The organism is Agrobacterium sp. 6Ca8 (assembly GCF_055382765.1).
Genome location: NZ_AP026433.1, coordinates 237,830 through 262,395, shown reverse-complemented (window position 1 = coordinate 262,395; position 24,566 = coordinate 237,830). Strand labels below are relative to the sequence as shown.

General features: G+C 57.9%; 25 protein-coding genes. 17 read left to right on the top strand and 8 right to left on the bottom strand.

Annotated features, from left to right (window positions below; genetic code table 11):
* The 5 genes from flhB to motA all read right to left on the bottom strand — a co-directional run bounded on the left by flhB (position 1) and on the right by motA (position 4,713).
* Positions 1–1,083 (bottom strand): flagellar biosynthesis protein FlhB, encoded by a 1,083-nt coding sequence (flhB, locus tag ACZ5A6_RS01350; protein WP_003515096.1) that lies wholly within the window; start codon positions 1,081–1,083, stop codon positions 1–3.
* A 126-nt stretch (positions 1,084–1,209) separates the two neighbouring features.
* Positions 1,210–2,253, bottom strand: a complete 1,044-nt coding sequence (gene fliG, locus ACZ5A6_RS01345) for a flagellar motor switch protein FliG (protein WP_003515095.1) — start codon at positions 2,251–2,253, stop codon at positions 1,210–1,212.
* Positions 2,254–2,280: 27 nt separating this feature from the next.
* Positions 2,281–2,820, bottom strand: coding sequence for a flagellar motor switch protein FliN (gene fliN, locus ACZ5A6_RS01340; protein ID WP_174061620.1), 540 nt, complete (start codon positions 2,818–2,820; stop codon positions 2,281–2,283).
* A 64-nt stretch (positions 2,821–2,884) separates the two neighbouring features.
* Complete coding sequence (locus ACZ5A6_RS01335) at positions 2,885–3,844, bottom strand: FliM/FliN family flagellar motor switch protein (protein WP_003515092.1); 960 nt, start codon at positions 3,842–3,844, stop codon at positions 2,885–2,887.
* Positions 3,841–4,713, bottom strand: coding sequence for a flagellar motor stator protein MotA (gene motA, locus ACZ5A6_RS01330; protein WP_019564306.1), 873 nt, complete (start codon positions 4,711–4,713; stop codon positions 3,841–3,843). Before motA ends, ACZ5A6_RS01335 begins: the two co-directional genes overlap by 4 nt.
* A gap of 184 nt (positions 4,714–4,897) precedes the next feature.
* On the opposite strand from motA, the gene ACZ5A6_RS01325 reads away from it, so the two are divergent.
* The 17 genes from ACZ5A6_RS01325 (at position 4,898) to ACZ5A6_RS01245 (ending at position 19,758) form a co-directional block, all read left to right on the top strand.
* On the top strand, positions 4,898–5,677 hold the full coding sequence (locus tag ACZ5A6_RS01325) for a DUF1217 domain-containing protein (RefSeq protein ID WP_003515087.1): 780 nt from the start codon (positions 4,898–4,900) through the stop codon (positions 5,675–5,677).
* A 1-nt stretch (position 5,678) separates the two neighbouring features.
* The gene (gene flgF / locus ACZ5A6_RS01320; protein ID WP_003515085.1) at positions 5,679–6,413 is read left to right on the top strand and encodes a flagellar basal-body rod protein FlgF; all 735 of its coding nucleotides are present in this window, start codon (positions 5,679–5,681) and stop codon (positions 6,411–6,413) included.
* Positions 6,414–6,424: 11 nt separating this feature from the next.
* A complete protein-coding gene (fliI, locus tag ACZ5A6_RS01315; protein WP_003515084.1) occupies positions 6,425–7,831 on the top strand; it encodes a flagellar protein export ATPase FliI in 1,407 nt (468 codons plus the stop codon).
* A 3-nt stretch (positions 7,832–7,834) separates the two neighbouring features.
* Positions 7,835–8,407, top strand: a complete 573-nt coding sequence (locus tag ACZ5A6_RS01310) for a hypothetical protein (protein WP_003515083.1) — start codon at positions 7,835–7,837, stop codon at positions 8,405–8,407.
* A gap of 238 nt (positions 8,408–8,645) precedes the next feature.
* On the top strand, positions 8,646–9,038 hold the full coding sequence (flgB, locus tag ACZ5A6_RS01305) for a flagellar basal body rod protein FlgB (protein ID WP_003515082.1): 393 nt from the start codon (positions 8,646–8,648) through the stop codon (positions 9,036–9,038).
* A 3-nt stretch (positions 9,039–9,041) separates the two neighbouring features.
* Entirely contained in the window at positions 9,042–9,461 is a 420-nt protein-coding gene (gene flgC, locus ACZ5A6_RS01300) for a flagellar basal body rod protein FlgC (protein WP_003515081.1), read from the top strand.
* Entirely contained in the window at positions 9,458–9,793 is a 336-nt protein-coding gene (locus ACZ5A6_RS01295) for a flagellar hook-basal body complex protein FliE (RefSeq protein ID WP_003515080.1), read from the top strand. Before flgC ends, ACZ5A6_RS01295 begins: the two co-directional genes overlap by 4 nt.
* Before the next feature lie 122 nt (positions 9,794–9,915).
* Positions 9,916–10,704, top strand: a complete 789-nt coding sequence (gene flgG, locus ACZ5A6_RS01290) for a flagellar basal-body rod protein FlgG (protein WP_003515079.1) — start codon at positions 9,916–9,918, stop codon at positions 10,702–10,704.
* A 20-nt stretch (positions 10,705–10,724) separates the two neighbouring features.
* On the top strand, positions 10,725–11,213 hold the full coding sequence (flgA, locus tag ACZ5A6_RS01285) for a flagellar basal body P-ring formation chaperone FlgA (protein ID WP_013635474.1): 489 nt from the start codon (positions 10,725–10,727) through the stop codon (positions 11,211–11,213).
* Positions 11,210–12,331: a flagellar basal body P-ring protein FlgI gene (locus ACZ5A6_RS01280; RefSeq protein ID WP_003515077.1), complete on the top strand. Its 1,122-nt coding sequence runs from the start codon at positions 11,210–11,212 to the stop codon at positions 12,329–12,331. Before flgA ends, ACZ5A6_RS01280 begins: the two co-directional genes overlap by 4 nt.
* On the top strand, positions 12,328–12,864 hold the full coding sequence (locus ACZ5A6_RS01275; protein ID WP_003515063.1) for a MotE family protein: 537 nt from the start codon (positions 12,328–12,330) through the stop codon (positions 12,862–12,864). The genes ACZ5A6_RS01280 and ACZ5A6_RS01275 overlap by 4 nt, the downstream gene beginning before the upstream one ends.
* Positions 12,861–13,577, top strand: coding sequence for a flagellar basal body L-ring protein FlgH (gene flgH / locus ACZ5A6_RS01270; protein WP_003515062.1), 717 nt, complete (start codon positions 12,861–12,863; stop codon positions 13,575–13,577). The genes ACZ5A6_RS01275 and flgH overlap by 4 nt, the downstream gene beginning before the upstream one ends.
* A gap of 28 nt (positions 13,578–13,605) precedes the next feature.
* Positions 13,606–14,106, top strand: coding sequence for a flagellar basal body-associated FliL family protein (locus tag ACZ5A6_RS01265; RefSeq protein WP_111799329.1), 501 nt, complete (start codon positions 13,606–13,608; stop codon positions 14,104–14,106).
* Positions 14,103–14,840, top strand: a complete 738-nt coding sequence (gene fliP / locus ACZ5A6_RS01260; protein WP_003515060.1) for a flagellar type III secretion system pore protein FliP — start codon at positions 14,103–14,105, stop codon at positions 14,838–14,840. The genes ACZ5A6_RS01265 and fliP overlap by 4 nt, the downstream gene beginning before the upstream one ends.
* A gap of 372 nt (positions 14,841–15,212) precedes the next feature.
* Entirely contained in the window at positions 15,213–16,223 is a 1,011-nt protein-coding gene (locus ACZ5A6_RS01255) for a flagellin N-terminal helical domain-containing protein (RefSeq protein WP_003515059.1), read from the top strand.
* Between the two features lie 591 nt (positions 16,224–16,814).
* Positions 16,815–18,158, top strand: coding sequence for a flagellin N-terminal helical domain-containing protein (locus ACZ5A6_RS01250; RefSeq protein WP_035252026.1), 1,344 nt, complete (start codon positions 16,815–16,817; stop codon positions 18,156–18,158).
* A 262-nt stretch (positions 18,159–18,420) separates the two neighbouring features.
* Positions 18,421–19,758 carry a flagellin N-terminal helical domain-containing protein gene (locus tag ACZ5A6_RS01245; RefSeq protein ID WP_003515057.1) on the top strand — a complete coding sequence of 446 codons (1,338 nt, stop codon included), beginning with the start codon at positions 18,421–18,423 and terminating at the stop codon, positions 19,756–19,758.
* 341 nt (positions 19,759–20,099) lie between these two features.
* Here ACZ5A6_RS01245 and ACZ5A6_RS01240 read toward each other — a convergent pair whose 3' ends face one another.
* From ACZ5A6_RS01240 to ACZ5A6_RS01230, 3 genes are read right to left on the bottom strand one after another with little or no spacing between them, the layout of a single operon-like run.
* Positions 20,100–21,914: a TniQ family protein gene (locus tag ACZ5A6_RS01240; RefSeq protein WP_464111028.1), complete on the bottom strand. Its 1,815-nt coding sequence runs from the start codon at positions 21,912–21,914 to the stop codon at positions 20,100–20,102.
* 2 nt (positions 21,915–21,916) lie between these two features.
* Entirely contained in the window at positions 21,917–22,918 is a 1,002-nt protein-coding gene (locus ACZ5A6_RS01235) for a TniB family NTP-binding protein (RefSeq protein WP_464111027.1), read from the bottom strand.
* Positions 22,915–24,327 carry a hypothetical protein gene (locus ACZ5A6_RS01230; protein WP_464111026.1) on the bottom strand — a complete coding sequence of 471 codons (1,413 nt, stop codon included), beginning with the start codon at positions 24,325–24,327 and terminating at the stop codon, positions 22,915–22,917. The genes ACZ5A6_RS01235 and ACZ5A6_RS01230 overlap by 4 nt, the downstream gene beginning before the upstream one ends.
* Positions 24,328–24,566: the final 239 nt, after the last annotated feature.

Genomic DNA, 24,566 nt, shown 5'->3' with positions numbered 1-24,566 from the left:
TTATTGAACCCGTATTTTCGATGACTTCATGGCGTAAACCCGATGAACGAGCTCAGCTACAGCCTTGTAAAAAGCTGGTGGAATCACACTATCGATCGAGACTTGCGCAAACATGGAGCGTGCGAGTGGCGGATCTTCAAAAACGGGGATATTATTTTTTTCCGCAATCTCGCGGATTTTCAATGCGATAAGGTCCTGACCCTTGGCAACGACGACAGGCGCGTCGCCTTCTTCGCGAACGTAACGCAACGCCACTGCAAAGTGTGTCGGGTTGGCAATCACCAGTGTCGCGCGCGGCACATTGTCGATCATGCGGCGGCGGGCGCGGTCACGGGCGACCGAACGCTGACGGGCTTTGACCACCGGGTCGCCCTGCGATTGCTTGTACTCTTCCTTCACCTCATGCTTCGTCATTTTCAGCTGGCTGAACCAGTGGTGGCGCGTCCACAAAAGGTCGACGGCGGCAAGCAGCGCGGTCGAAAAGAGAATCACGACCATCATCTTTTTGGTGAGCTCGACAACCCTGACGAAAATGACCTGCGGGTCGGAGAACATCAGGTCGATGAGACTGTAGAAATCGCCGCGCAGAGACAGGAACATGATGATCGAAACGATCAAGATCTTGAACAGCGATTTGCCGAATTCCACAAATCCCTGCTTGCTGTAGATGCGGCCGAACCCCTTTGCAGGCGAGATGCGCGACCATTGCGGACGCACCCTCTCAAGCACCGGCGACGGCAGGTTCTGGAAAAACGAGGAGGCAAGGCCGAAGACGATGAACATGATCATGGCCGGCATGAGCAGATAGGCCATGGACGTGCCGAGGAAATAAAGCAGCGACAGGGCATCCGGCCTGGTGCTGAGGTTCCATTGTTCGGGCTGGCCGAACAGGTCCTTCAGCGTTACGCCGAGGCGACCGGCGCCGTCGGGCAAAAAGAAAACCAGATAGCAGTAAAAGGCGAGTGACGAAGCAAAGATCGGCACCTCGCGGGAAAAGGGAAGATTGCCCTTTTCCGCCGCATCACGGAGTTTTTTCTCCGTTGGGTCTTCTGTTTTACTGTCCTTGTCCTGATCGTCTGCCAAGGCACGTTCCCGGGATAAAAAAAGGCCCGCCGATCGCGGCAGGCCGTCATTCCGAAACTAGCGCCCGAGACCGGCCATCGCAATGGCCGGCATTGCCTGTAAGGCGGGTTATCAACCGGCTTCCGCTCAGGCTGCTGCGGATTGTTCCTCCGTGGAGGCTTCCTTCAGCTGAATCTGACCGGAATTGGCCAGCCGGATCGCTTCCTGCGCCACGGCGCGGCGTGCAATCGCCACTTCGCGGGTGTTGATGGAAGCCTGCGGCACGGCGAGGTCCGATTCGATCATGCGGCGCTGGCGCGGGCTGATGCTGGACAGCACACATTCCTTGATTTCCATGGTTGCGCCACGCAGCGCCATGGTGAGAACGTCCGCCGAGACATCGTTGAGCAGCAGGACGCGGCTGCGCTGCGGCATGAACATGAGATCGTCGAAGAGGAAGATCTTCGGCTTGACCTTGTTGGCAGCTTCCTTGCTGAGCGTTTCGAGCGAGCTGAGCAGCGTATCGACCTGCGGCTTTTCCATTTCGTTCATCAGGTCGGCAACCTTCGTGGAGCCGCCCGCATTGCGCTCTGCTTCGATCTCGTTGATGAGGTTGACCACACGCTTCTCGATGATCTGGGCAGCCGTGGGGCTGACTTCCTTCATGTTCACCGTGCGGTTCATGATATCGGCGCGCTGCTCTTCGGGAATGGTCAGAAGGACCTTGGCACCGAAGGACGAGGGCAGCATGGAGAGGATATAGGCGATAGTCTGGGGATGCTCGCGCAGCAGGAACTTGCCGACGAATTCCGGCTCCGCTTCCTGCAGGCGATCCCAGATCGACGCTTCATAGGCCTGGAAGGCTGCACGACGGCCGAGAAGGCTGTCCACCTCCTCCGGTGTCAGGCCCTCTTCGAGAATGCTTTCGATCGCCTTGGCATTGTCCATCAGACCCGTTCCTTCCGTGAACAGGTCTTCGAACTCCGCCACGATCTGGGCGAGTTCGTCAGGGGGAATGACACGCAGCGTCTGGGCCGAGGAAATGATCATCTGCAATTCGTGCTGCGTGAAAAATTTCAGCAGCTTGCCGGCGACGCCCTTGCCCATGGCAAGAAGCACCGCGGCCGCCTTGTCGGCCTGAGACAACGGCTTCCCTGCCAGCGGGTTACCGAAATCCTCGAAGTCCATCATGGTCTTTCCTCTCCGTCCCCACAGGGATCAGGCTTTTCTCGTACTCATTACTTCAATCAATTTTACGCCGAAGCGCGTATCGTCGTCTTCAAGTACCGTTATTTCACCGCGCGCAATACGGCGGCCATTCACCATGATCTCGACCGGTTCACCGATCTTGCGGTCAAGCGCGATCGTTGCACCCTCTTCAAGGCTCATCAGACCCGAGACGAGCATGCGGCTGGTGCCGAGAACGATCTGGACATCGATCGGGATATCCATGATCAGGTCCATATTGTCGGACAGGCCACTGCCGAGCGGCGCCTTGATGCCCGCGACCTGTGGGGTGGCCGCGAAATCGTTCATTGCAAAATCGCCCGCTCCACCACCGAAGGCGGAAAGGTCGCTGCCGGCGGAAGCGTCGTCAACGCTCCCGAAATCCCCGAAGTCGCCAAAGTCGGACAGCGAACCTTCCGCATCCGTCTTGAGGACGCCACGCAGATCGCCGATAGCCTGGTCGAGCTCACCGCCATCTTCAAGCGACGGCAGCGCCATATCATCGGTCACAGGTGTTTTCTTCGTAGCCATGCGCTGATTATTCCCTTTGAAACTTGCGTCAGCCTGCCCAGAACCCAAAAAAGGTGGACAGGTTTTAACCCATCAGATGTCGCAAGATCTCGTCGTCCGTGCTCACATTGTTCTTTACCCGAACCATGTAGCGGTCGCCGGACTTGCCGAATTCACAATTATAGAGCTTGGAGCCGTTGGCGCTGACCTCGACGCCGATGTCGTCCTGCTTCAGATCCTGAAACGGAATGACGTCGCCGGCCACCAGCCTGGAGATCGTCCGCAGGGTCAAGGTTTCGAGCTTGATGCGCGCCTCAAGCGTTACCTGCGATCTCTTCACCTGCTCAGAGATCAAATCCACCCATTCCGCCTGCTTCTTCAGCGCCTGGGCTGAAGCCTTGGGAGCGGCGATGGAGGTCTTGAGCAGGGGCCGCTGCGGCACGATCAGCGCGAATTCCGAAGAAACCTTGCCGATGGCGATCTTCATGCGGACTGTCACGCCGTAGAGGCCGGCGATCATCTCCTCGAAGGCGCTTTTTCCATTGGCCGTAAAGGGCGGGTCGATCGTCGCCTCGAAACCGCCCGGCGCGTTGACGCCCGACCGCAGGACACCCCCGATGCGCCCGAGAACCATGGCCGCCAGGTCGAGTTCGATGTGGGACAGGCTGCGCTCGTCCGGCTCGCCGATGGTGTCGGCGGCGGCGCCAAGCATGCGCTCCATGAGCGCGATGACGAAGCCGTTGCCGACCGCCATCATGAAATTGGGGCACCAGTTGCGCAGAGAACAATCCGCAACCGAGAAATTGCCGCCGATATTGGCGATGAGATCGGTCATCAGCCCCGATTCGGAGCCGATATATTCGACGTCTATCGCAATGCCGGTCTCGCTGTGAAAGATATCAGGCAGGAATTCGCTGTAGAGATGGCCGATATCGGAGCCGACCTTCGCGATTGTCTTGCGGTCGGAAAGCCCGCCCGTAAGTTTCGCGAGCAGCGACGTGTCGATGACGGGTGCTCTTTGCTGTGCAGCTTTAGCCATGGTCATGCCGCCTTGTTTTCGCCGCCGGGGTTCATCATCTCCTGTTCAACGGCGTCGATGGACGGCCGCTCGTAGTTGGAGATGGTCTTGCGCCCGTATTCAAGCGCGACCTGCGGCACCGAGCCGTTCATGTAGGCGATCAGCGTCTGCTTGACGATGATGTAGAGGCGGTGCTGCTTGGTGCGGACGATCTTGACCTGCGAAGCGAGTGGGTTGCAGATCGAATAGGACAGGATGATGCCGAGCATGGTGCCCACCAGTGCGGCGCCGATGAGGCCACCCAGCACTTCGGGTGATTCGTTGATCTTGCCCATGGCCTTGATGACGCCGAGAACCGCCGCGACGATACCGATGGCGGGGAAGGAATCGCCCATGGTGGTGATCGCGTGGTAAGGTTTCAGCTTGTCGTGCAGGATGGTCTCGATTTCCTCGTCCATCAGCGCTTCGATTTCGTGGCTGCGCGCGTTGCCGATGATGATGAGGCGGACGTAGTCACAGATGAACGACGTCAGCTCCTTGTTTTTCAGCACCGAGGGTGCGCTCTGGAAGATCGAGGATTCTTCCGGATTGTCGATATGCGCCTCGATCTCGTTGCGCGATTTCGTGCGCAGGTCGCGCATCAGCGAATAAAGTACGCCGAGTACGTCGAGATAGTTGCGCTCCTTCGGGACCGAGTGCTTGAAGGCCTCGCCGAGCGCCTTGCCCGAATCCTTCACGACCTTCATCGGGTTCGCCATGATGAAGCCGCCTAGGCCGGCACCGCCGATAATCAACAATTCGAACGGCTGAACCAGCACGTTCAGATGGCCGCCCATCGCCATGTAGCCGCCGATGATGCAGCCGAAGGTGATTATAAGTCCAATTACAATATTCATTGATCGACCACGCCCGAACAGTGTTCCATGCCGCCATCTCTAGAAAATGTGGCTTGCGTGAACCTGTCCGCGGAGCCTCTGTCCCTCGTCACTTCAGCCAGTTTCGCACAAGCAACATCCGGCATTATCCCGACAAAGGCGGACGTGCGCCTTGGTATCGGGATCAAACGAGAGCGGCGGTTCAGTGACTTCCACCTACACCAGCTACAGACTGATCAGTCAGGACATCGGCAAATCGCTTGAGCGTGTGTCGAAGCAACCCGACGTGGCGCGCGAAACCGAATATTACCGGTCGAAGATCGGCAGCGTGAAATCCGTCGACGACTTCATGGCCGATACCCGTCTTTACAATTATGCGCTGAAAGCTAACGGCCTCGAGGACATGGCCTATGCGAAAGCCTTCATCCGCAAGGTGCTGACCGAAGGCACGGCCGACAAGAACGCCTTCGCCAACAAGCTTTCCGACAGCCGCTATTCGGACCTTGCGAAATCGCTCGACTTTGCAAGTCTCGGTGCAGCTGCAACTGCGACCGAAGCGGCCCAGTCCGGCATCATCAGCAAATACACCCGCCAGACGCTGGAGCAGGAGGCGGGCGGCGACAATAACGGTGTCCGGCTTGCTCTTTACTTCGAGCGCAAGGCACCAACGATCAAATCGGGTCTCGATTTTCTAGCCGACGACGCGCTCGCACAGGTGTTCCGCACCGCCTACAACCTGCCTGACGAAATTGCGGCAGGAAGCGTCGAAAAACAGGCCGCGCTCATCGAAAAATCCATCAATATCAAGGATCTGCAAAATCCTGAAAAGGTCGGCAAGCTGCTCGAGCGTTTCACCATCATGTGGGAAATGCAAAATCCCTCGACGACCTATGATCCTCTGGCCGTTTTCGGCTCCTCCAGCGGCTACGGCATTTCCCCGGACCTGCTGATCTCCATCAACTCCCTGAAACTCGGAGGCAAATGATATGCAATCCGGACTATACGTCGCCCTTTCCTCGCAGATTGCGCTGGAGCGTCGTCTCACCACCATTTCCGACAATATGGCGAATGCGAACACGGTGGGTTTCCGCGGTTCCGAAGTGAAATTCGACGAAATGGTCGCCAAGAACCACAATGACATGAATGCCAAGGTGGCGTTCGTGTCGCAGGGTAACGACTATCTCTCCACCCGTCAGGGCGCCTTCGAACAGACTGGCAATAGTTTCGATTTTGCCATCAAGGGCGATGCCTGGTTCGCGATGGACACACCCGACGGCCAGATCCTGAGCCGCGACGGGCGTTTCACCATGCGCCCGGACGGCGCGCTCATCTCCTCAAGCGGTTATCCGGTTCTCGACGCCGGCGGCGGTCCCATCCAGCTCAATGCGAATGGTGGCCCGATCACCGTCAGTCTCGATGGTGCGATCAGGCAGAACGACAACATCGTCGCCACGCTCGGTATCTTCCAGGCGGATTTCTCGAAAGGCTTCCTGCGCCATCCCAATAGCGGCGTGAAGCCCGTGGCCCCGCCGACGCCGGTCGTCAACAATCACGAGGTCGGCGTCGTTCAGGGTTATCTTGAGCAGTCGAACGTCAACGGCATTTCCCAGATGACGCAGCTCATCCAGGTCAACCGGGCCTTCGAGAGCATTTCGTCGCTGATGCGCGATACCGAATCCACTTTCGGCGATGCCATCAAGACGCTTGGCGGCGCACGTTAAGGAACTGAGCGATGACAATGCCGGAATCTACGCTCACGGTCGAGGCGATTTCACCGAAGCTCGCCCAGCTCGCCAGCCTTGCCGGACACTATGCCGATCCGGAGTTTTCGGTGGCGCCGGGCGGCCATGTCCGCACCATCGCCGCCGGACACTACACGGTTTCCGGCCTGTCGCGGCATGTGAGGCTGGGCGAGTTCGTCGCCCATCGCAGCGCGACCGGTATCCATCTCGGCGAAGTCGTGCGCGTGGAACCCGATATCTGCTACGTCTGCCCCATCGAACCGGGCGAGCCGATTGGCATTCACGACACCGTCATCCGCAAGGGTGCCTTCCGCGTTGCGCCTGACGACAGCTGGTGCGGCCGCACCATCAATGCGCTTGGCGAACCCATCGATGGCAAGGGTCCGCTTGCATCAGGCACGGAGCGCCGTCCGATTTCCAGCAATGCACCGCCGTCGATGACGCGCAAGCGGGTGGAGACGCCTTTCAAGACGGGTGTCCGGGCAATCGATATTTTCTCGCCTCTCTGCCTTGGCCAGCGTCTCGGCATTTTTGCGGGCTCAGGCGTGGGAAAATCCACGCTCCTATCGATGCTTGCCAAGGCCGACGCCTTCGACAAGGTCGTCATCGGACTTGTCGGCGAGCGCGGTCGCGAAGTGCGCGAGTTCATCGAGGATACGATGGGCGAGAATATGGGCAAGTCCGTCGCCGTTGTCGCGACCAGCGACGAAAGCCCGATGCTGCGCAAGATGGCGCCGCTTTCGGCCGTCACCATTGCCGAATATTTCCGTGACAGGGGCGACAACGTCCTTCTTATCATCGACAGCGTGACCCGTTTTGCCCATGCGATCCGCGAAGTGGCGGTCGCTTCGGGTGAACCGCCGGTGGCACGCGGCTATCCGGCCTCGGTCTTCACCGAATTGCCGCGCCTTCTGGAGCGGGCGGGACCCGGCGCCGAAGGCAGCGGTACCATCACCGCCATCGTCTCCATTCTGGTGGACGGCGACAACCACAACGATCCGATTGCCGATTCGACCCGCGGTATTCTCGACGGCCACATCGTGCTGGATCGCAGCCTTGCAGAAGAAGGCCGCTATCCTCCGATCAATCCTCTGGCCTCGATCTCGCGTCTCGCCAAGAAGGCATGGACACCGGATCAGGAAAAGCTGGTGTCGCGTCTGAAAGCGCTGGTGCACCGCTTTGAGGAAACGCGGGATCTGCGCCTCATCGGCGGTTATCGACCCGGCACCGATCCCGATCTCGACATGGCGGTGAAACAGGTTCCGATCATCTATGAAACGCTGAAACAGCTTCCGAATGAACCGGCGGCGCAGGACGCCTACGCCGATCTGGCGACCGCGTTGCGCGGTGGAGTGCAAAATAATCAGCCACAGGTAAACCCGAGAATGAGAGGCTGACCCGTGAAAAAGAAACAGATCGACAAGATCGACGATAACGACCTCGAGAACGTACAGCCGCAGCCTCCCTTCTTCACGCCCGACCGTATTCTGGCGTGGACGGGAATAGGACTTGCCGCCGCCGCCGCATTTTTCCCCTGGTACGTGTTCTTTAACGAGGACAAGTTTGGAATGAGAGTGGCAGACGGCGACCGCACGCGCGACTTGCCCCATACCGGTCCGCGCGAAGTCTTCAGCGTTTCGCCCCTGGCCATGACCAATCGCAACAAGGAAGACGCGCCAGCGCCCGGCGAATTGCCGGACATGCTGACGACGGCGACGGTCAGCGAAAAGGGTAAGGAAAAACAGAACAATCTCGCCGCAGGGCTTGAAGACCAGCCCTTCCCGGGCCAGACCTCCTTCCGCCTGCTGCATGTCTCCAACGGCCGCGCCCTCATCGAGGACGGATCGGGCATGTATATGGTGCGGGTGGGCTCCACATTGCCCGACAATGCGCGCCTGACCAAAATCGAGCAGCGCGACGGCGAGTGGATGATAGAGACTTCTTCCGGTAAAACCTATCATCCCGAGAAGTAGTCAGACCGGCACTCTGCTGAAGTCTGCTGCCGTCGCCGGATCCAGTCAGGCAGGACGGAGACGTCTTCGCAATTCACTATTCGATCCCAAGGCGTGCCGCATTTGCCGGCGCGCCATTTTTGTTTTCGCAATCGCCTTCGGGATCAGATTCTCCAGTGCTTCCGCACCTGCGCCCCTCACCGCAAGTCTGACGCAAGATTAGCACCGTAGGTTCGGGCCATACGAGATGGAGAAGTCTATGCAACCGATTCAACTGTTCGATCTGGCCTCCCGCCAAGCGGAATGGCTGAGCGTGCGGCAGGAAGTCGTGGCGACCAACATCGCCAACGCCAACACACCCAAGTTTCACGCCAAGGATGTCAGTCCTTTCGAAGCGGTCATGCAGGCCACCAGCCAGCAGGTCGGCATGGCGAAGACCCATCCCGCTCATTTCGGTGCTAGCGAGCTCAGCGAAAATATCGCGGTGCGCGACAACCCGATCAATAACGAGATCGGCATGCAGGAGTCCGGCAATTCGGTCGCGCTTGCCGAGGAAATGACCAAGACCGGCGAGATCAAGCGGCAATACGACCTGAACGCCAGTCTCGTCAAATCCTTCCATCGCATGATGCTGATGACGGTAAAGAGGTAAACCATGGATCCTTTGAGTGCGGCGAGCAAGATCGCGGGCAGCGGCCTGGAAGTGCAGTCCACCCGACTGCGCATCGTTTCGGAAAACATTGCCAACGCAAGATCGACCGGCGACACGCCTGGCGCCGACCCCTATCGCCGCAAGACCGTGACATTCGGCTCCGAGCTTGACCGCGTAAGCGGCGTGCAGCGCGTGACGGTAAAGAAGCTTGGCGTCGACCGCGGCGATTTCGTCCATGAATACGACCCCGGCAATCCGGCCGCCGACACCAGCGGCATGGTCAAGATGCCGAACGTCAACGTTCTGATCGAAATGGCGGATATGCGCGAAGCCAACCGCAGCTACGACGCCAACCTTCAGGTCATCCGTCAGACACGCGACCTCGTCGCCTCCACCATCGACCTTCTGAAAGCATCGCAATGATCGACGGCATCAAGCAACTCGGTTCCCTCTCGCTCACGCGTGGCACGAGCAACGTCTCTTCGCTGACCGACAGCATTTTCGGCAGCCAGCAGACGACGCCCGCCCAGCAGACGGGCGCAAGCTTCGCAAGCGTTCTCGGCAATATGTCAACGGATGCGATGAACAACCTGAAGAAGGCGGAAGTGGCCTCCTTCGAAGGTATTCAGGGCAAGGCAAACACACGCGAAGTGGTCGATGCCGTGCTTTCGGCCGAGCAGTCGCTGCAAACGGCCATCGCGTTCCGCGACAAGATCGTGTCGGCCTATCTCGACATTACCAAGATGCAGATCTAGAGCGCGTCCGGTTTGAAGCCAATCGTTGGCCGCGCTCTAGGCCTTTGTTTTTAAGCACTTTCCGGACGTAGAACCGCTCCGCGCCTTTACTGGAAATGCTCTAGCCCCGCAGGAAAAATGACATGAGAGCTCTTGCCATCGCTGCCACCGGTATGGACGCCCAGCAGACCAATCTGGAAGTCATTGCCAACAACATCGCCAACATCAACACCACCGGCTATAAGCGCGCGCGTGCAGAGTTTACCGATCTTCTGTACCAGACCGAACGCATGCAGGGTGTGCCGAACCGTGCCAACCAGGCGATCGTGCCTGAGGGAGCGAATATCGGCCTCGGCGTGCAGACTTCCGCGGTGCGCAACATCCACACCCAGGGCAACCTGATCGAAACCGGCAACAAGCTCGACGTGGCAATCATCGGCCAGGGCTGGTTTCAGATCGAGGCGGCCGACGGTTCGACGCTCTACAGCCGCGCCGGCGCCTTCAACAAGAATGCTGACGGCAACCTCGTGACGGTTGATGGCTACAATGTCATCCCGAACATCAATATCCCGACCGACGCGCAGGACATCACCATCACCCGCACGGGTCAGGTGACCGCCCGCATCGGCAACGCTGCGGATTTCACTGAACTCGGCCAGTTGACCATCGCCAACTTTGCCAACGAGGCGGGCCTGAAGCCGCTCGGCGACAACCTCTTTTCCCAGACGCCGGCCTCCGGCGCCGCCGTTATCGGCGTGCCTGACGATCCGAGCTACGGCTACATCAAGCAATCCTACCTCGAAGGCTCGAACGTCGATGCCGTCAAGGAAATCACCGACCTCATCACGGCGCAGCGCGCCTACGAGATGAATTCCAAGGTCATCACCACCGCTGACGAAATGGCTTCGATTGTCAGCAAGAACCTGAAGTAAGAACGGAAAGGCAGGCGGACATGAGGTTTGGCCGGAAACATAGCAGCTGCAGAACGGCACTCGTCCGTATGTGCCTTGCGTCTGCCTTTTCACTGGGTGCCATGGCACCCGCTTTTGCACAGGCACCGACGGCGCTGGTTCCTACTCGCACGATCTATCCGGGCGAGACGATCACGCCCGAACAGGTGAAGCCGGTGGAAGTGACCAACCCCAACATTTCCGCTGGTTACGCGAGCGATATCAGCGAAGTGGAAGGCATGATCTCCAAGCAGACATTGCTTCCCGGCCGCACGATCCCCATTGCAGCGCTTCGTGAACCGTCACTTGTGGTGCGCGGCACGAGCGTCAAACTCGTTTTCCACATCGGCAACATGACGCTGATGGCGTCCGGAACGCCCATGAGCGACGGCTCGCTCGGCGAGGTCGTAAGGGTACGCAACATCGATTCCGGCGTGATGGTCAGCGGTACCGTCATGAAGGACGGAACCATTCAGGTTATGGCGAAATGAAAGTGCTTCGTATCCTCTGTGCGGCTCTGGTTATTTCGGCCCTGCCCTTCATCTCGACGCCGCCAGCCCAGGCAGACACGTCCCGTATCAAGGATATCGCATCCCTGCAGGCCGGACGCGACAACCAGCTGATCGGATATGGTCTCGTCGTGGGCCTACAGGGCACCGGCGACAGCCTGCGCTCTTCACCCTTCACCGAACAGTCCATGCGCGCCATGCTGCAGAACCTCGGCATCACCACGCAGGGCGGCCAGTCCAACGCCAAGAACATCGCCGCCGTGATGGTGACGGCCAACCTGCCGCCATTCGCCAGCCCCGGCAGCCGTGTAGACGTGACGGTCAGCTCGCTCGGCGACGCCTCCTCGCTTCGCGGCGGCAACCTCATCATGACATCGCTTTCCGGTGCAGACGGGCAGATCTATGCGGTCGCGCAGGGAGCACTGATCGTCAACGGCTTTTCGGCACAGGGCGATGCAGCGACGTTGACGCAGGGCGTCACGACCTCGGCGCGCGTGCCGAACGGCGCGATCATCGAGCGGGAACTGCCGTCGAAATTCAAGGATTCGGTCAATCTGGTCCTTCAGCTGCGCAATCCCGATTTTTCGACCGCGGTGCGCGTCGCCGATGTCGTTAACGCCTTTGCCCGCGCCCGTTACGGCGACGGCATCGCCGAACCGCGCGATTCGCAGGAAATCTCGGTGCAGAAGCCTCGCACCGCCGACCTGACGCGGTTGATGGCGGAAATCGAAAACCTGACGGTCCAGACGGATACGCCGGCGAAAGTCGTGATCAACGAGCGCACGGGCACGATCGTCATCGGCGCGGATGTACGTATTTCCCGCGTGGCGGTGAGCTATGGAACGCTGACCGTGCAGGTGACGGAATCGCCGCAGGTCATCCAGCCGGCGCCCTTCTCGCGCGGCGAGACGGCGGTGCAACCGCAGACGGATATCATGGCACTGCAGGAAGGCAGCAAGGTCGCCATCGTCGAAGGCCCTGACCTTCGCACGCTGGTTGCCGGTCTCAACAGCATCGGGCTCAAGGCGGACGGCATCATCGCCATTCTGCAAGGCATCAAATCCGCCGGCGCCCTTCAGGCGGAGCTCGTGCTGCAATGATGGAACTTCAGAAGAAAACTGCTTTCAGGAACGGCTTTACCCGGTTCGCGGCCATTGCCTCGCTGCTTTTCCTGCTGCCCGCCGCCGGCGCCGAAAGCCAGCAAAACGTGGTGTCCGAACTCAGCACGCAGGATGAAATCCAGAAATTCTGCACCAATATTGCCGATGCGGCCCGCGACCAGCGCTATCTCATGCAGAAGCAGGAGCTGGAAAAGCTTCAGGCTGACGTCAACGAGCGCATTTCCGCGTTGCAGGACCGCAAGGCGGAATATGAGGACTGGCTGGCACGCCGCAATCATTTCCTCGAGCAGGCGAAAAGCAATCTGGTCGATATCTACAAGACGATGAAGGCGGATGCCGCAGCACCGCAGCTCGAGAAGATGCATGTGGAAATCGCGGCTGCCATCATCATGCAGCTTCCGCCGCGCCAATCGGGCCTCATCCTCAGTGAAATGGATGCTCAGAAAGCCGCAATCGTCGCCGGCATCATGTCGCAGGCAATCGACAAAAACACTTCGAAGGATCCTTCATGACCCCGCGTCTTCCGGCCCTCCTCCTGCCGCTTGCCCTGCTTGCCGGCTGCCAGAACAACCAGACCCTGAAGGAAATCGGCAACGCTCCCGCGATGAGCCCGATCGGCAGCGGCCTGCAATTCAGCCAGACGCCGCAGATGGGCATGTATCCGAAGCAGCCAAAGCACATGGCGAGCGGCTATTCGTTGTGGAGCGACAGCCAGGGTGCGCTGTTCAAGGATCTACGTGCGCTTAACATCGGCGACATCCTGACCGTCAACATCCAGATCAACGACAAGGCCGATTTCGACAACGAAACCGAGCGCAACCGTACTAATTCCAGCGGCCTGAACTGGAAGGCAAAGGCGGAAATCTTAGGTTGGACGCCGGAGGCAGATTCCAACATCAAATACGGCTCCGATACAGACACCCAGGCCAAGGGCAAGACCAAGCGTTCCGAAAAGCTGACGCTGATGGTGGCGGCCGTGGTGACCGGCATTCTCGAAAACGGCAACCTCATCATCAGCGGTTCGCAGGAAGTGCGCGTGAATCACGAAATCCGCATCCTCAACGTCGGCGGTATCGTCAGGCCGCAGGATGTCGATGCGCAGAACATGATCTCCTACGAGCGCATCGCCGAGGCGCGCATCTCCTACGGTGGCCGCGGCCGCCTGACGGAAGTGCAGCAGCCCCCGGTCGGTCAGCAGGTCGTCGACCTGTTCTCGCCGCTCTGACGCCGACATGCGAAAGCGGGACTGACCCATGGAAAACGAACAGACTGAGGGCAAGAAAAAATCCTCGCCGATGATCATGACCATCGCTGGCGTTGCAATCCTCACCCTGCTGGGTGCGGGCGGCGGCTGGTTCGTGGGCGGCATGGTCGCCCCGAAGATCGCCGGCGCCGAGGCGCATGCCCCGGCTGCCGCCGGCGAGCATGGCGAGAAGAAGGGCGAGGGCATCGATAAAATCCCGGCAGAGGCTAACGGTATCGTCCAGCTCGATCCCATCACCACCAACCTTGCATACCCCTCCACGAACTGGGTGCGGCTTGAAGTGGCGCTGATGTTCAAGGGTCCGGTAGAGGTCAATCTCGCGGAGGATATCCATCAGGATATCATGGCCTACGTCCGCACCGTTTCCCTTCAGCAGCTGGAAGGGCCACGCGGCTTTCAATATCTTAAGGATGACATTCAGGAACGAGTTGACCTGCGCTCTCAAGGGCGCGTATCCAAGGTCATGTTCCGGACCTTTGTCATCGAATGATTCGATTTCTTGTTACCATCGCTGTTCTTCTGGCTTTGCCGGGCCTTGCCAACGCCCAGCAATTTCCGACCGATCTGTTCAATACACAGATAGACGGATCCGTCGCCGCATGGATCATCCGCACCTTCGGCCTTTTGACGGTCTTGTCAGTCGCGCCGGGCATCCTGATCATGGTCACGAGCTTTCCGCGCTTCGTGATCGCCTTTTCGATCCTGCGCTCCGGCATGGGGCTTGCCTCGACCCCGTCGAACATGATTCTCTTGTCCATGGCGATGTTCATGACCTTCTACGTCATGTCGCCGACCTTCGATAAAGCCTGGACAGACGGCGTGCAGCCGTTGTTGCAGAACCAGATCAACGAACAGCAGGCGATTGGGCGCATCGCCGAACCCTTCCGTACGTTCATGAACGCCAATACGCGCGACAAGGATCTGAAGCTGTTCGTCGATATCGCCCGCGAGCGCGGACAGGTCGTGATGACCGACAATGTGGTCGACTACCGCGTGCTCGTTCCGGCCTTCATGCTTTCGGAAATCCGGCGCGGTTTCGAGATCGGTTTCCTGATCATCCTGCCGTTTCTGGTCATCGATCTCATCGTCGCCACCATCACCATGGCCATGGGCATGATGATGCTGCCACCCACCTCGATTTCCTTACCGTTCAAGATCCTTTTTTTCGTGCTGATCGACGGCTGGAACCTGCTGGTCGGCAGCCTTGTGAGATCGTTCAACTGACGGCAACTGTGCCGAAATAATCTTCGTTAATCCTGTTTGTTAACCCCGCAGCCCCACGGCTGCGGGGTTTTCGCGTTTTAACCCTTTGGTTACCGTTTTTGCTAGGGGTCGGATAACTATAATTTTAAATTAAAAACTTACCAATTAAATATACTTCGCAGTAACCATAAGTATTTTCTAGTATTTCTTAATGCTCAAATTAACAATTGGGCAATTCTTTGCTGCCAAATTCTCCCTACACACAGCGGGTTTGGTTTCCAAAGGCAAGTAATTCGGAACCGAGTGGCATGAAGCCGAAACGTTGTGACCGGTAATACAAAGTCCGGAATGTCCCCAACTCCAGTATCTCGTAAAAACAAGGGACAAAATACTATGGCAAGCATTCTCACCAACGCCTCCTCTATGGCTGCTCTCCAGACGCTGCGTTCGATCGGCAACAACATGGAGACCACGCAGGGTCGTATCTCGACCGGCCTGAAGGTAGGCTCCGCCTCCGACAACGCCGCTTACTGGTCCATCGCGACCACGATGCGTTCGGACGCTTCGGCGCTCTCCACCGTTTCTGACGCACTCGGCATCGGCGCAGCCAAGGTCGACACCGCGTACTCCGGCATGGAAGCGACGATCAAGGTCGTTCAGGAAATCAAGGACAAGCTGATCCTTGCCCAGGACCCGACTGCCGACAAGAAGAAGATCCAGAAGGAAATCGGCCAGCTCCAGAAGCAGCTGACGTCGATCGCCGACTCCGCGACCTTCAACGGTGAAAACTGGCTGAAGACGAAAGCATCCAACGACGGCGCAGCATTTGCTGCCGGTACTGACGATGCGGCTATTGCCAACCTGAAGAAGCAGGTTGTTGCTTCCTTCACCCGTGACTCCGCTGGCGCCGTCAAGGTTCAGCGCGTCGATCTGCAGCTCAGCGGCTCGAACGTTCTGTTCGATACCGGCGCTGTAACAGACGGCAAGGGTACGGGCATCCTCGACAAGGCAGCTGTCGCAGATGGCGTTAAGCAGTCGGTTTCGAACCTCGATATTTCCGACCTGAGCATCTACAAGGGCGCTGGTGCCACCATGCTCGGCACTGCCGCTGCAACGGACAACGACATCCTCGACAAGCTCATCACCCACGTTGACAAGCAGCTTGAAACCCTCAACAGCGCTGCTGCCGATCTGGGCGCGGTCTCCAACCGCATCTCGATGCAGGGCGACTTCGTTTCCAAGCTGACGGCAACGATGGAAAAGGGTATCGGCCGTCTGGTTGACGCTGACATGAACGAAGAGTCGACCCGCCTCAAGGCTCTGCAGACGCAGCAGCAGCTGGCAATCCAGGCTCTGTCGATCGCCAACAGCGACTCGCAGAACATCCTGTCGCTCTTCCGTTAATCGGACCGAAAATTACAAAAGTCGAGCCGCGCCCGAAAGGGCGCGGTTTTGCATTTGTGGAGTGCTCCGCAAACGGGAAGATTTCGTTTACCATCCTTGCTTTGAAAGCATTTACCACGATTTGAGCGAAGCGCCGGGAGCGCCCTGAAATTAGGGAATTGGAAAGCACCGGCTGTCAGATTTTGGGCATGGACAGGCGGATAGCCGCTGGCCTGAATGACACAACACGCAGGATCGCAAGCGGAGGCTGACTGTCTTGCAATTGCGTGAAACAGGCAAACGTGACGGAGGCTGACCCAAGCGTATTGCCCTTTTACCAAAGCCGCATCCGGAAACGGGTGCGGCTTTATTATTTTTTAAACATTTCAGGCTACGCGCGCATGCGCGCGAAGATTGCATAATAAAATCTCAGCGTGTGCATTTTTTTGCGACCCTTAGCTCTTCATTAACCATATGGAGGTTAGCTAGAGCCATCGAAACGGCGAGCTAACCATTAAAAATCAGCAGGTTAGCAGGCATGATGCTGTGCGCTGTTCCCGGTGAGACCGGAATGTCCCTTCTTTAATCAGCCATTCAAGGGGCAAATTTACTATGACGAGCATTCTCACTAACGTAGCAGCTATGTCTGCACTCCAGACCCTGCGCTCCATCGGCCAGAACATGGAAACGACGCAGGACCGCGTGTCTTCCGGCCAGCGCGTCGGCGAAGCTTCCGATAACGCCGCTTACTGGTCGATCGCGACCACGATGCGTTCCGACAACGGCGCTCTTTCCGCTGTTCAGGACGCCCTCGGCCTCGGCGCCGCAAAGGTCGACACTGCCTATTCGGGTATGGAATCCTCCATCGACGTCGTCAAGGAAATCAAGAACAAGCTGGTTGCCGCCCGCGAACCCGGTGTCGACAAGTCCAAGATCCAGGAAGAAATCACCCAGCTGCAGGATCAGCTGAAGTCGATCTCCAGCTCCTCGTCTTTCTCCGGTGAAAACTGGCTGCAGGCAACCGTCAGCAACGGTGCTGGCGAACTGAAGAACGTCACCAAGCAGATCGTTGGCTCCTTCATCCGCGACGCTGCCGGCAACGTGTCCGTAAAGACCGTCAACGTTGACCTGAGCCGTAACACGGTGCTTTTCGACACGTCTTCGGGCGCTGCAAAGGACAAGCAGGGCGTCCTCGACTCCTACGCCTATTTTTCTTCCACGGGCAGCTACAAGCTGTTCGAAATCACCAATGACTCGGACGGCGTAGGCGCCGCCCAGCCGGTGACCAAGGTTGCAGCAGCCAAGGTTTACACTGAAGCCCAGCTCAAGGGTCTGAAGGAAGCAACTGCCGGCACCGCCGTCACCTTCACCACCGCTGCTGCAACGGGTATCGTCACGATCGCTAACGCCGATGCGACAGCCCCCGACGTCAACGGCACCTACTTCAATCTTGGCAACGACCAGTATGTGAAAATCAACACGACTGCGCCGACCTCGCCGGCAACCAAGACCAACATTGCCGTTGGCCTCGACGGCACCACCAAGATCTACCTGGAAGAAGGCGCAACCGCCCAGCTCGCAACGCAGCTCACCTACTCCCTGACGTCTCTGGACATCACCAAGGACCTGACCGGCACGTTCAAGAACAGCGACGGCTCGGCAGTCTCGGAAAACCAGTACCTCGACGCCATGGTTTCCTTCGTTGACAAGCAGCTCCAGAGCATGACGTCCGCCGCTGCCGACCTCGGCTCGGTCAAGATGCGCATCGAACTGCAGGAAAACTTCGTCAACAAGCTGACCGACTCGCTCGACAAGGGCATCGGCCGTCTCGTCGACGCTGAAATGAACGAAGAATCCACGAAGCTGAAGGCTCTTCAGACCCAGCAGCAGCTGGCTGTTCAGGCCCTGTCGATCGCCAACAACGACTCGCAGAGCATCCTGTCGCTCTTCCGTTAATCGGAAAAGACATCGCCAAAAAATCGAGCCGCATCCGAAAGGGTGCGGCTTTTTCCGTCATGGTTAAGAGAAATTATTATTTCCTAATTTTTATTAACAACAGTTTAGGCTTTGTTAACCATTCGGGCCCTAAAACCTAGCCATCGAAACGATTGGTTAACCAAGACGAAAAAGAGGTTAACAGGCATCAAGCCGCGCGATCGTTACCGGCGGCAATCCGGAATGTCCCTTTTCATTTAAGCCAATCAAGGGGCAAATAATTATGACCAGCATTTTGACGAACGTCGCGGCAATGGCCGCCCTTCAGACCCTCCGCGCAATCGGCAGCGACATGGAAGAAACGCAGTCGCGTGTCTCCTCCGGCCTGCGCGTCAAAACCGCCTCCGACAACGCCGCCTACTGGTCCATCGCGACCACCATGCGTTCGGATAACGGTGCTCTTTCCGCTGTTCAGGACGCCCTCGGCCTCGGCGCCGCAAAGGTCGATACAGCCTATTCCGCCATGGAAACCACTGTCGATGTCGTCAAGGAAATCAGCAAGAAGCTGGTTGCCGCCCGCGAGGCCGGCGTCGACAAGGCAAAGATCCAGGAAGAAATCCGTCAGCTCCAGGACCAGCTGAAAAGCATCGGCGAATCCGCCTCCTTCTCCGGCGAAAACTGGCTTAAGGGCAAGATTAGCGACGCATCCGGCAACCTCACCCCGATAACGAAGCAGATCGTCGGCTCCTTCATCCGTGACGGCGCGGGCAATGTTGCAGTCAAGACGATCAACGTTCAGGTCGACAACAAGACTGCCCTTTTCGATACCTCGACCGGTGCGGCGAAAAACGGTATCCTCGATAGCGCCGCCTATTATTCCGATACAGGCTCCCTGCGCAATTTCGAGATTACCACGACCACACCCGCAGGTGCTGCCACAAACACGCCCTCTACCGCAAAGGTGTTCACGCAATCCCAGCTTCTGGGTTTCCCCTCGGGGACGACGACCACAGTTTCTGCTCCAGACGCAGTAACCGGCCTCGTAACCGTTGCTGCGGCGACAACCGCACGAAACAACGGCACCTACTTCAAGATCGGCGAAAACGCAGCGGGTGAAGCCCTCTACGTAAAAGCCAACAATACCGCGCCGACGCCTGCAGGCACCACTGTAACGGCAATCGGAACCGGCGGTTCGTCCAATAACAATATTTACCTCGAAACCGCCGCCGCAGATTCCCAGATGGCACAGAAGCTCGGCTACTCGCTGATCGATCTCGACATCACCAAGGATCTCAGCGGTTTGCTGGACGCCAAGGGCCAGCCGCTGACGGACAATGACGGCCTCGACAACATGATCCAGTTCGTCAACACCAAGCTGGAATCGCTGATCAGCGCGAGCGCCGATCTCGGCTCCATCAAGATGCGCCTCGATCTTCAGGAAGATTTCGTCAACAAGCTCACAGACTCCATCGACAAGGGCGTCGGACGTCTCGTTGATGCCGACATGAACGAAGAGTCCACCAAGCTGAAGGCTCTGCAGACCCAGCAGCAGCTGGCAATCCAGTCGCTCTCCATCGCCAATACCAGCTCCGAGAATATCCTGTCGCTATTCCGCCAGTAAGCGGCGCCCGTTGGCTACGGGCGGTTTCGTCCCGCTCTGGCAGCAACAGAATATTCGGAAATGGAAACCGCGCTTCGCAAGAGGCGCGGTTTTCACATTTACCGAGACCAGTGCAGAATGCGCGAAAAAGCAAGCCGACATCGTGGACAAGACCCACCGTCACTGGTGCGGCCCCTAAAGTTTGGCCCTGATGAATATGAGAGCCCAGGTTTCCTGGGGTTTCGGAGGAAGATCGTTCATCTGCCCATTGCAGAAAGTGCGATTATCGGTGGCCGGAATAGCCTCATAGGCAAAGAAAAACCCGCTTTCGCGGGCTTTAATAACTGTATCCGGATGCTGCGTTACCCCAATCCAAGCCGTTGAACGTCAGACCTTCGATAAAATCTGGCAATCTTGCCGGTCGGTTCAAAGATCGGTTTGATCCCTTCCTTGTCCAACGTCTGCTTCAAACCGGCAATCTGTTTGCCATTCTCACGGGCCATTGTGCTCAACGAAATGTGCTTCTTCAGAAATTGCTCCACGGCGTCCGGATGGACGAAACGTTGGTGGACGCGAGTGTGAGGATGACGCCGCATCTCTACCGGGAGGAACTCGCGCTTAAGGAGTTCGTCGATGGTGACGGTCGTCGTGCGCAGTGCTTTCTCAAGCGCAGCTACATCAAGATAGTTCTCTGCCTCATCAAGGGCCACGTGCGGAAGGACCTCCTGCGGATCAACGAGCAGGTTCTTAAGGAGCAGTTCATCGCCTGACCACGACACCTTTGTCAGCTTGCCGCCGAAAATGAGATCAACGATCTCGGGAACCTTGCAATGGCAGATAGCTGTGGCGATGTGGATCGAGACGAGGCCATCGTGCGACACACAGTTCCGTTGCGCCTTGAGCCGTGCCAGGAGGCTTACCACGCTTTCACGAGAGATGCGCCGGAATACCCTTGCATAGTCCTCCGAGTTCGCATGATACGGCACGTGTCCCTGCTGCAGAAGGATATCAAGGAATTGCCATGTGCAGCCCAGGAGGCTGGCTGCCTCAGGTGTCGTGAGGAGCTGTGTTTCCACAACCAGCTGTTCATGCAGAGCTGCACGAGGAAACACGCGTGCGGCCTTTACACCACCATTCGGGGTGGTCGTAGTGAATCCGTATTTCTCGATTACGTTCTTCACCCGGTCAGGCGTAAGCTGGTACTCGACTGTCGCAGAGCGAACGGTGTGGACTTGACGTTCCTTGACTTCGGTGAGGAAGACATCGCCTGCCTCCATGGGAATGTGCTGCTCGGCGTGGCGCTGAAACAGCTCAACGACCGGTCGATAGTCAGGGTCATTCACGAACTTCCGCAGCCAACGACGTGCTACGCCATAGATATCCATGAATTCAGTGGCAGTTTCGATAGCCGCATGAACATGGCGGGAGAGAAAAGACAGGACCGCTTCTTTGCCCTGTTTGGCAATCAGGAAGCCCTCCCGGCGGCACGAGCCATTCATGAATCCTTCGGGAATGCGGTTTCGCGCACGCCCGTCCTCAGGAAGGTTTTTAAAATGCCCGATGACGGTGCAGAACTCTGCCGCCACATAGGCCGGGAGTTCGTCCAGAAACTCGGACGCCTTTCCTGCGCCGTTCACGCGGTTAGAAAAGTAGACATCAGCTAGGTCCGGCTCGCGAATTTCAGGAAGGTTCAAACCCAGTGCGTCAGCGCGCCGTACGATCCATGCGGTGATATCGCCTGCAGAAATCACTTCAAGTTCGCACCCGTGGATCGGGCATGTGCCAATCACCGTCCACCGCCATGCAGCACGAAGATAAGGACGTGTTACCGCGCGACCGTGCCCTGCAAGCATGTCATGGCAAAGGCAATGGCGGCAAACTCGGAGCGATGCCATTTCCAATTGGGACCGCCGGACGAATGTCGCTCCGAAACTTGTCACGTTGTTACCTGTCAATGCGAACTTGCTGAGGCGTGCTGCCGGGACGCCAGACCAAGCCGACAACAAGCCTGCGGTTTCATCATTCATGGTCTGCAGGCCGGACAGGGACAGGCTGGTCATCCAGCAAAACTCTTCCAGGTCACGGTAGCCGTTGGCCTTCGCCAACCTGGAAGCGAACATTACCTGGCACTCGTCATCGTGGAGAACGATCTCGCGGGAAAGCTTTGGACCGGACATGATCACTTCTTTCGTTTGGCGACTGGTTTACGCAGGTCGGCGAGCGCGTTTTTGGGTACGATGTCCCGCCACTTGCTTCCACGGAAAGGGTTATCCTCGCGAAGACATGCCTTGCGGACCTGATATACCATTTCAAAATCAGACAGCGTGACCTTGCGGCGGTCGGCGTCAATTGCGGCGAAGCAGGCTTTTTTGATGTCGTCACAAATCGTGCCGAAGCGTCCTTGCCCTGCCAGTATGAGCCGCGCCGGAAGCTCGTCCTTGTCAGTCCAGCCGGGTTGAAGGCCTGCGTGCTTTACGACGATATTGGACAAAATCTGGTCCGCCGCCCTCAGGTCCCTTGGGTCTTTCAAGAGTTCGAGGCGAACGGTGTTAGAGCGATTGCTCAGCTGATCATCACCGCCGCTGATGAAGTTTGCCAAGTCATCGACGCCAGAGAAGATGGCGTGGAGCGGCCAGTTCTTGATCTGGAGAAGGCTCTTCACGTCGCTTTGCACGGACTTGATGGCGTGTTCCGTATTGTGGAGCACCGTGTCCTGCATTTCGTCGATATGAAGGTACTCGACCCTGTGATCACGCAACTGATCTTTCAGGAAGTCGTAAAGTTCCGGATTGCTAATTCGGTTGTTCCGGACGACCGTGCCAAGTTCCTTCAGTATTTTCAGGGCGAGTTCCCTGGAACTGCAGGGCGACGGCGCTTCAATGCTGATCATGGGTCGTACCCACTCGCCCTCCTCATCCTGGTAAGGCTGAAAGCTCGGCTTCTCTCGGAAAAGCTCCTCCAGCATGCGCGACTTTCCTGTATTGGATTCACCGATCAAGAAGAGCGCGCGTTCCTTGAAGCCACCGCCCTCACGGCAGGCTCTCGCGTTGGCGATGAGGTCGTCAATGTGCTTGCTGACCTCATGATATTTTGCGTAGCGCAAGTACAGTTTATGGAGATGCAGCTTGCGGTCCGACGGAGTCATGGTGGGGACGTTCATGGCGATGCTGGCGTCTGTCATTCGATCTCTCCAAAATGCGAAGGTTCATCATCGTTGTTGTCGGAAGAGGCGTCAGTTTCCGAAGTGCTTTCCTGCGTCTCCTCGCTGGTCGGAGGACCGGCGAACTCGCCGCCCTGGGGCCCGACGTAGCCGTCGTGTAGCGGATCGTAGGCGATCTCCTCGTCGTGCAGTTCCACCTCGTTCACCGTGTCCTCCTCAGTGAACGGGCGGCCTTCGAACAACTGGTCGGTAGCGTGCGAAATCTCTTCCGGGCGCAGTGTATGAAGGGAGATTCCCGCGCGCATTGCAGCGCTGGTACCGGCACGACGCATGACGTTGATCGCCTCGTACATGATCGGCAGGTTGGCTTCGGACTTCACCCCGTTGCGGCGATTGAGGTCCTGCTTGGCAAGGTACCATTCGGCCAGTGAGATGTTCGTCGGCATCCCGATGCGATTTTCGACCGTCAGCCAACCTTCGCCGGTATAGACAGACACAGCCGAGAGATCGTTGCGATGCGTGCGCACCGGGTACTCCTTCGAACCATCCTTGCGGCGGAGGGTTTGCAAAACGTCTGAGTTGTAAGGAATCCCGTGAACCGTCACGCCCGCGCTGTCGATGATGCGTTTCTTGGTGACACCGAAGATGTGGCGTTTCTCATGACGTCCGGGCATGGCACGCACACGGTAGGTTTTGGTTCTCTGAACCCAGGCTTCGTGCGGGGTCAGATTGTTGAGGCGTGCAGACGGGCGATTGTGGTGGATGTCGCAGATTGCGCGGATCACCAGATTGATGAACTCATCGACTGCCAGAGCCGCGTTTTTCTCAGCGTCATAGTCGTTCTTCTCCACAACGTTGGAGAAGGTGCGCCCGTCGAAGAACATCATGATGTCGCGCGCAAGCGTTTTGAACAGGCTCTCGATGAAGGGGCGCTTCCAAGCTTGACCAGCGGGCGGACGCGTCAACGCAATCTTGCACATGAGGAATGCATCACGCGTCGCGTCTGCGATGTAGGGCGCACCATTGTCTGTGTAGACCACCTCAGGACGAACACCGAACCACGGGGTCTTCGCACCCACCAGCTTGGCAATATCCGTCTTGTCGGTCATCACCATTTCGAGGGTATCGACAACAAGGGCCGAGGACGGATTACGTCCTCCTTTGAGTGCCAGCACATAGTTGGTGGACGTGTCTACAGCACCGCAGAACCAGATGCGCTGCGGGTTCTCCATCAGGTATTCCTGAATTGCTTTCGGAAGCATTTGCCAAAAGCCGGACCCCTGCATGGCCGTCATGGCATCGGCGTTCCAATCGTCCATCTCGACGTGTTCGCCGGGACGCTCGGTATCATAGGAATCCATTTTGGGCTTGAACTGCGCGCGAGCGTAGGGAAGCCCTTCGCGGCCCGCAACGACCTCGAACTCGTCCATGGCATCAATCAGAGCTTCGAAACGTTTGCGCCCGGGAGTAATGAGCGGTGCCTTTCCAACACGGCTTTTGTTTTCCTCTGCGATGCGGGCATGGACATCACGGAGCAGCTTTGCCTTCGACGGCTTGCGGCGGCTGGCATAGTTGCGTGCTTCCTCCAGCCAGATCGCATAGCTTTCGGCGCACTCGACCTTCGGATTGCGGAACCCGGGTCCATTGCGACGGTAAATGAGAGCGCGAA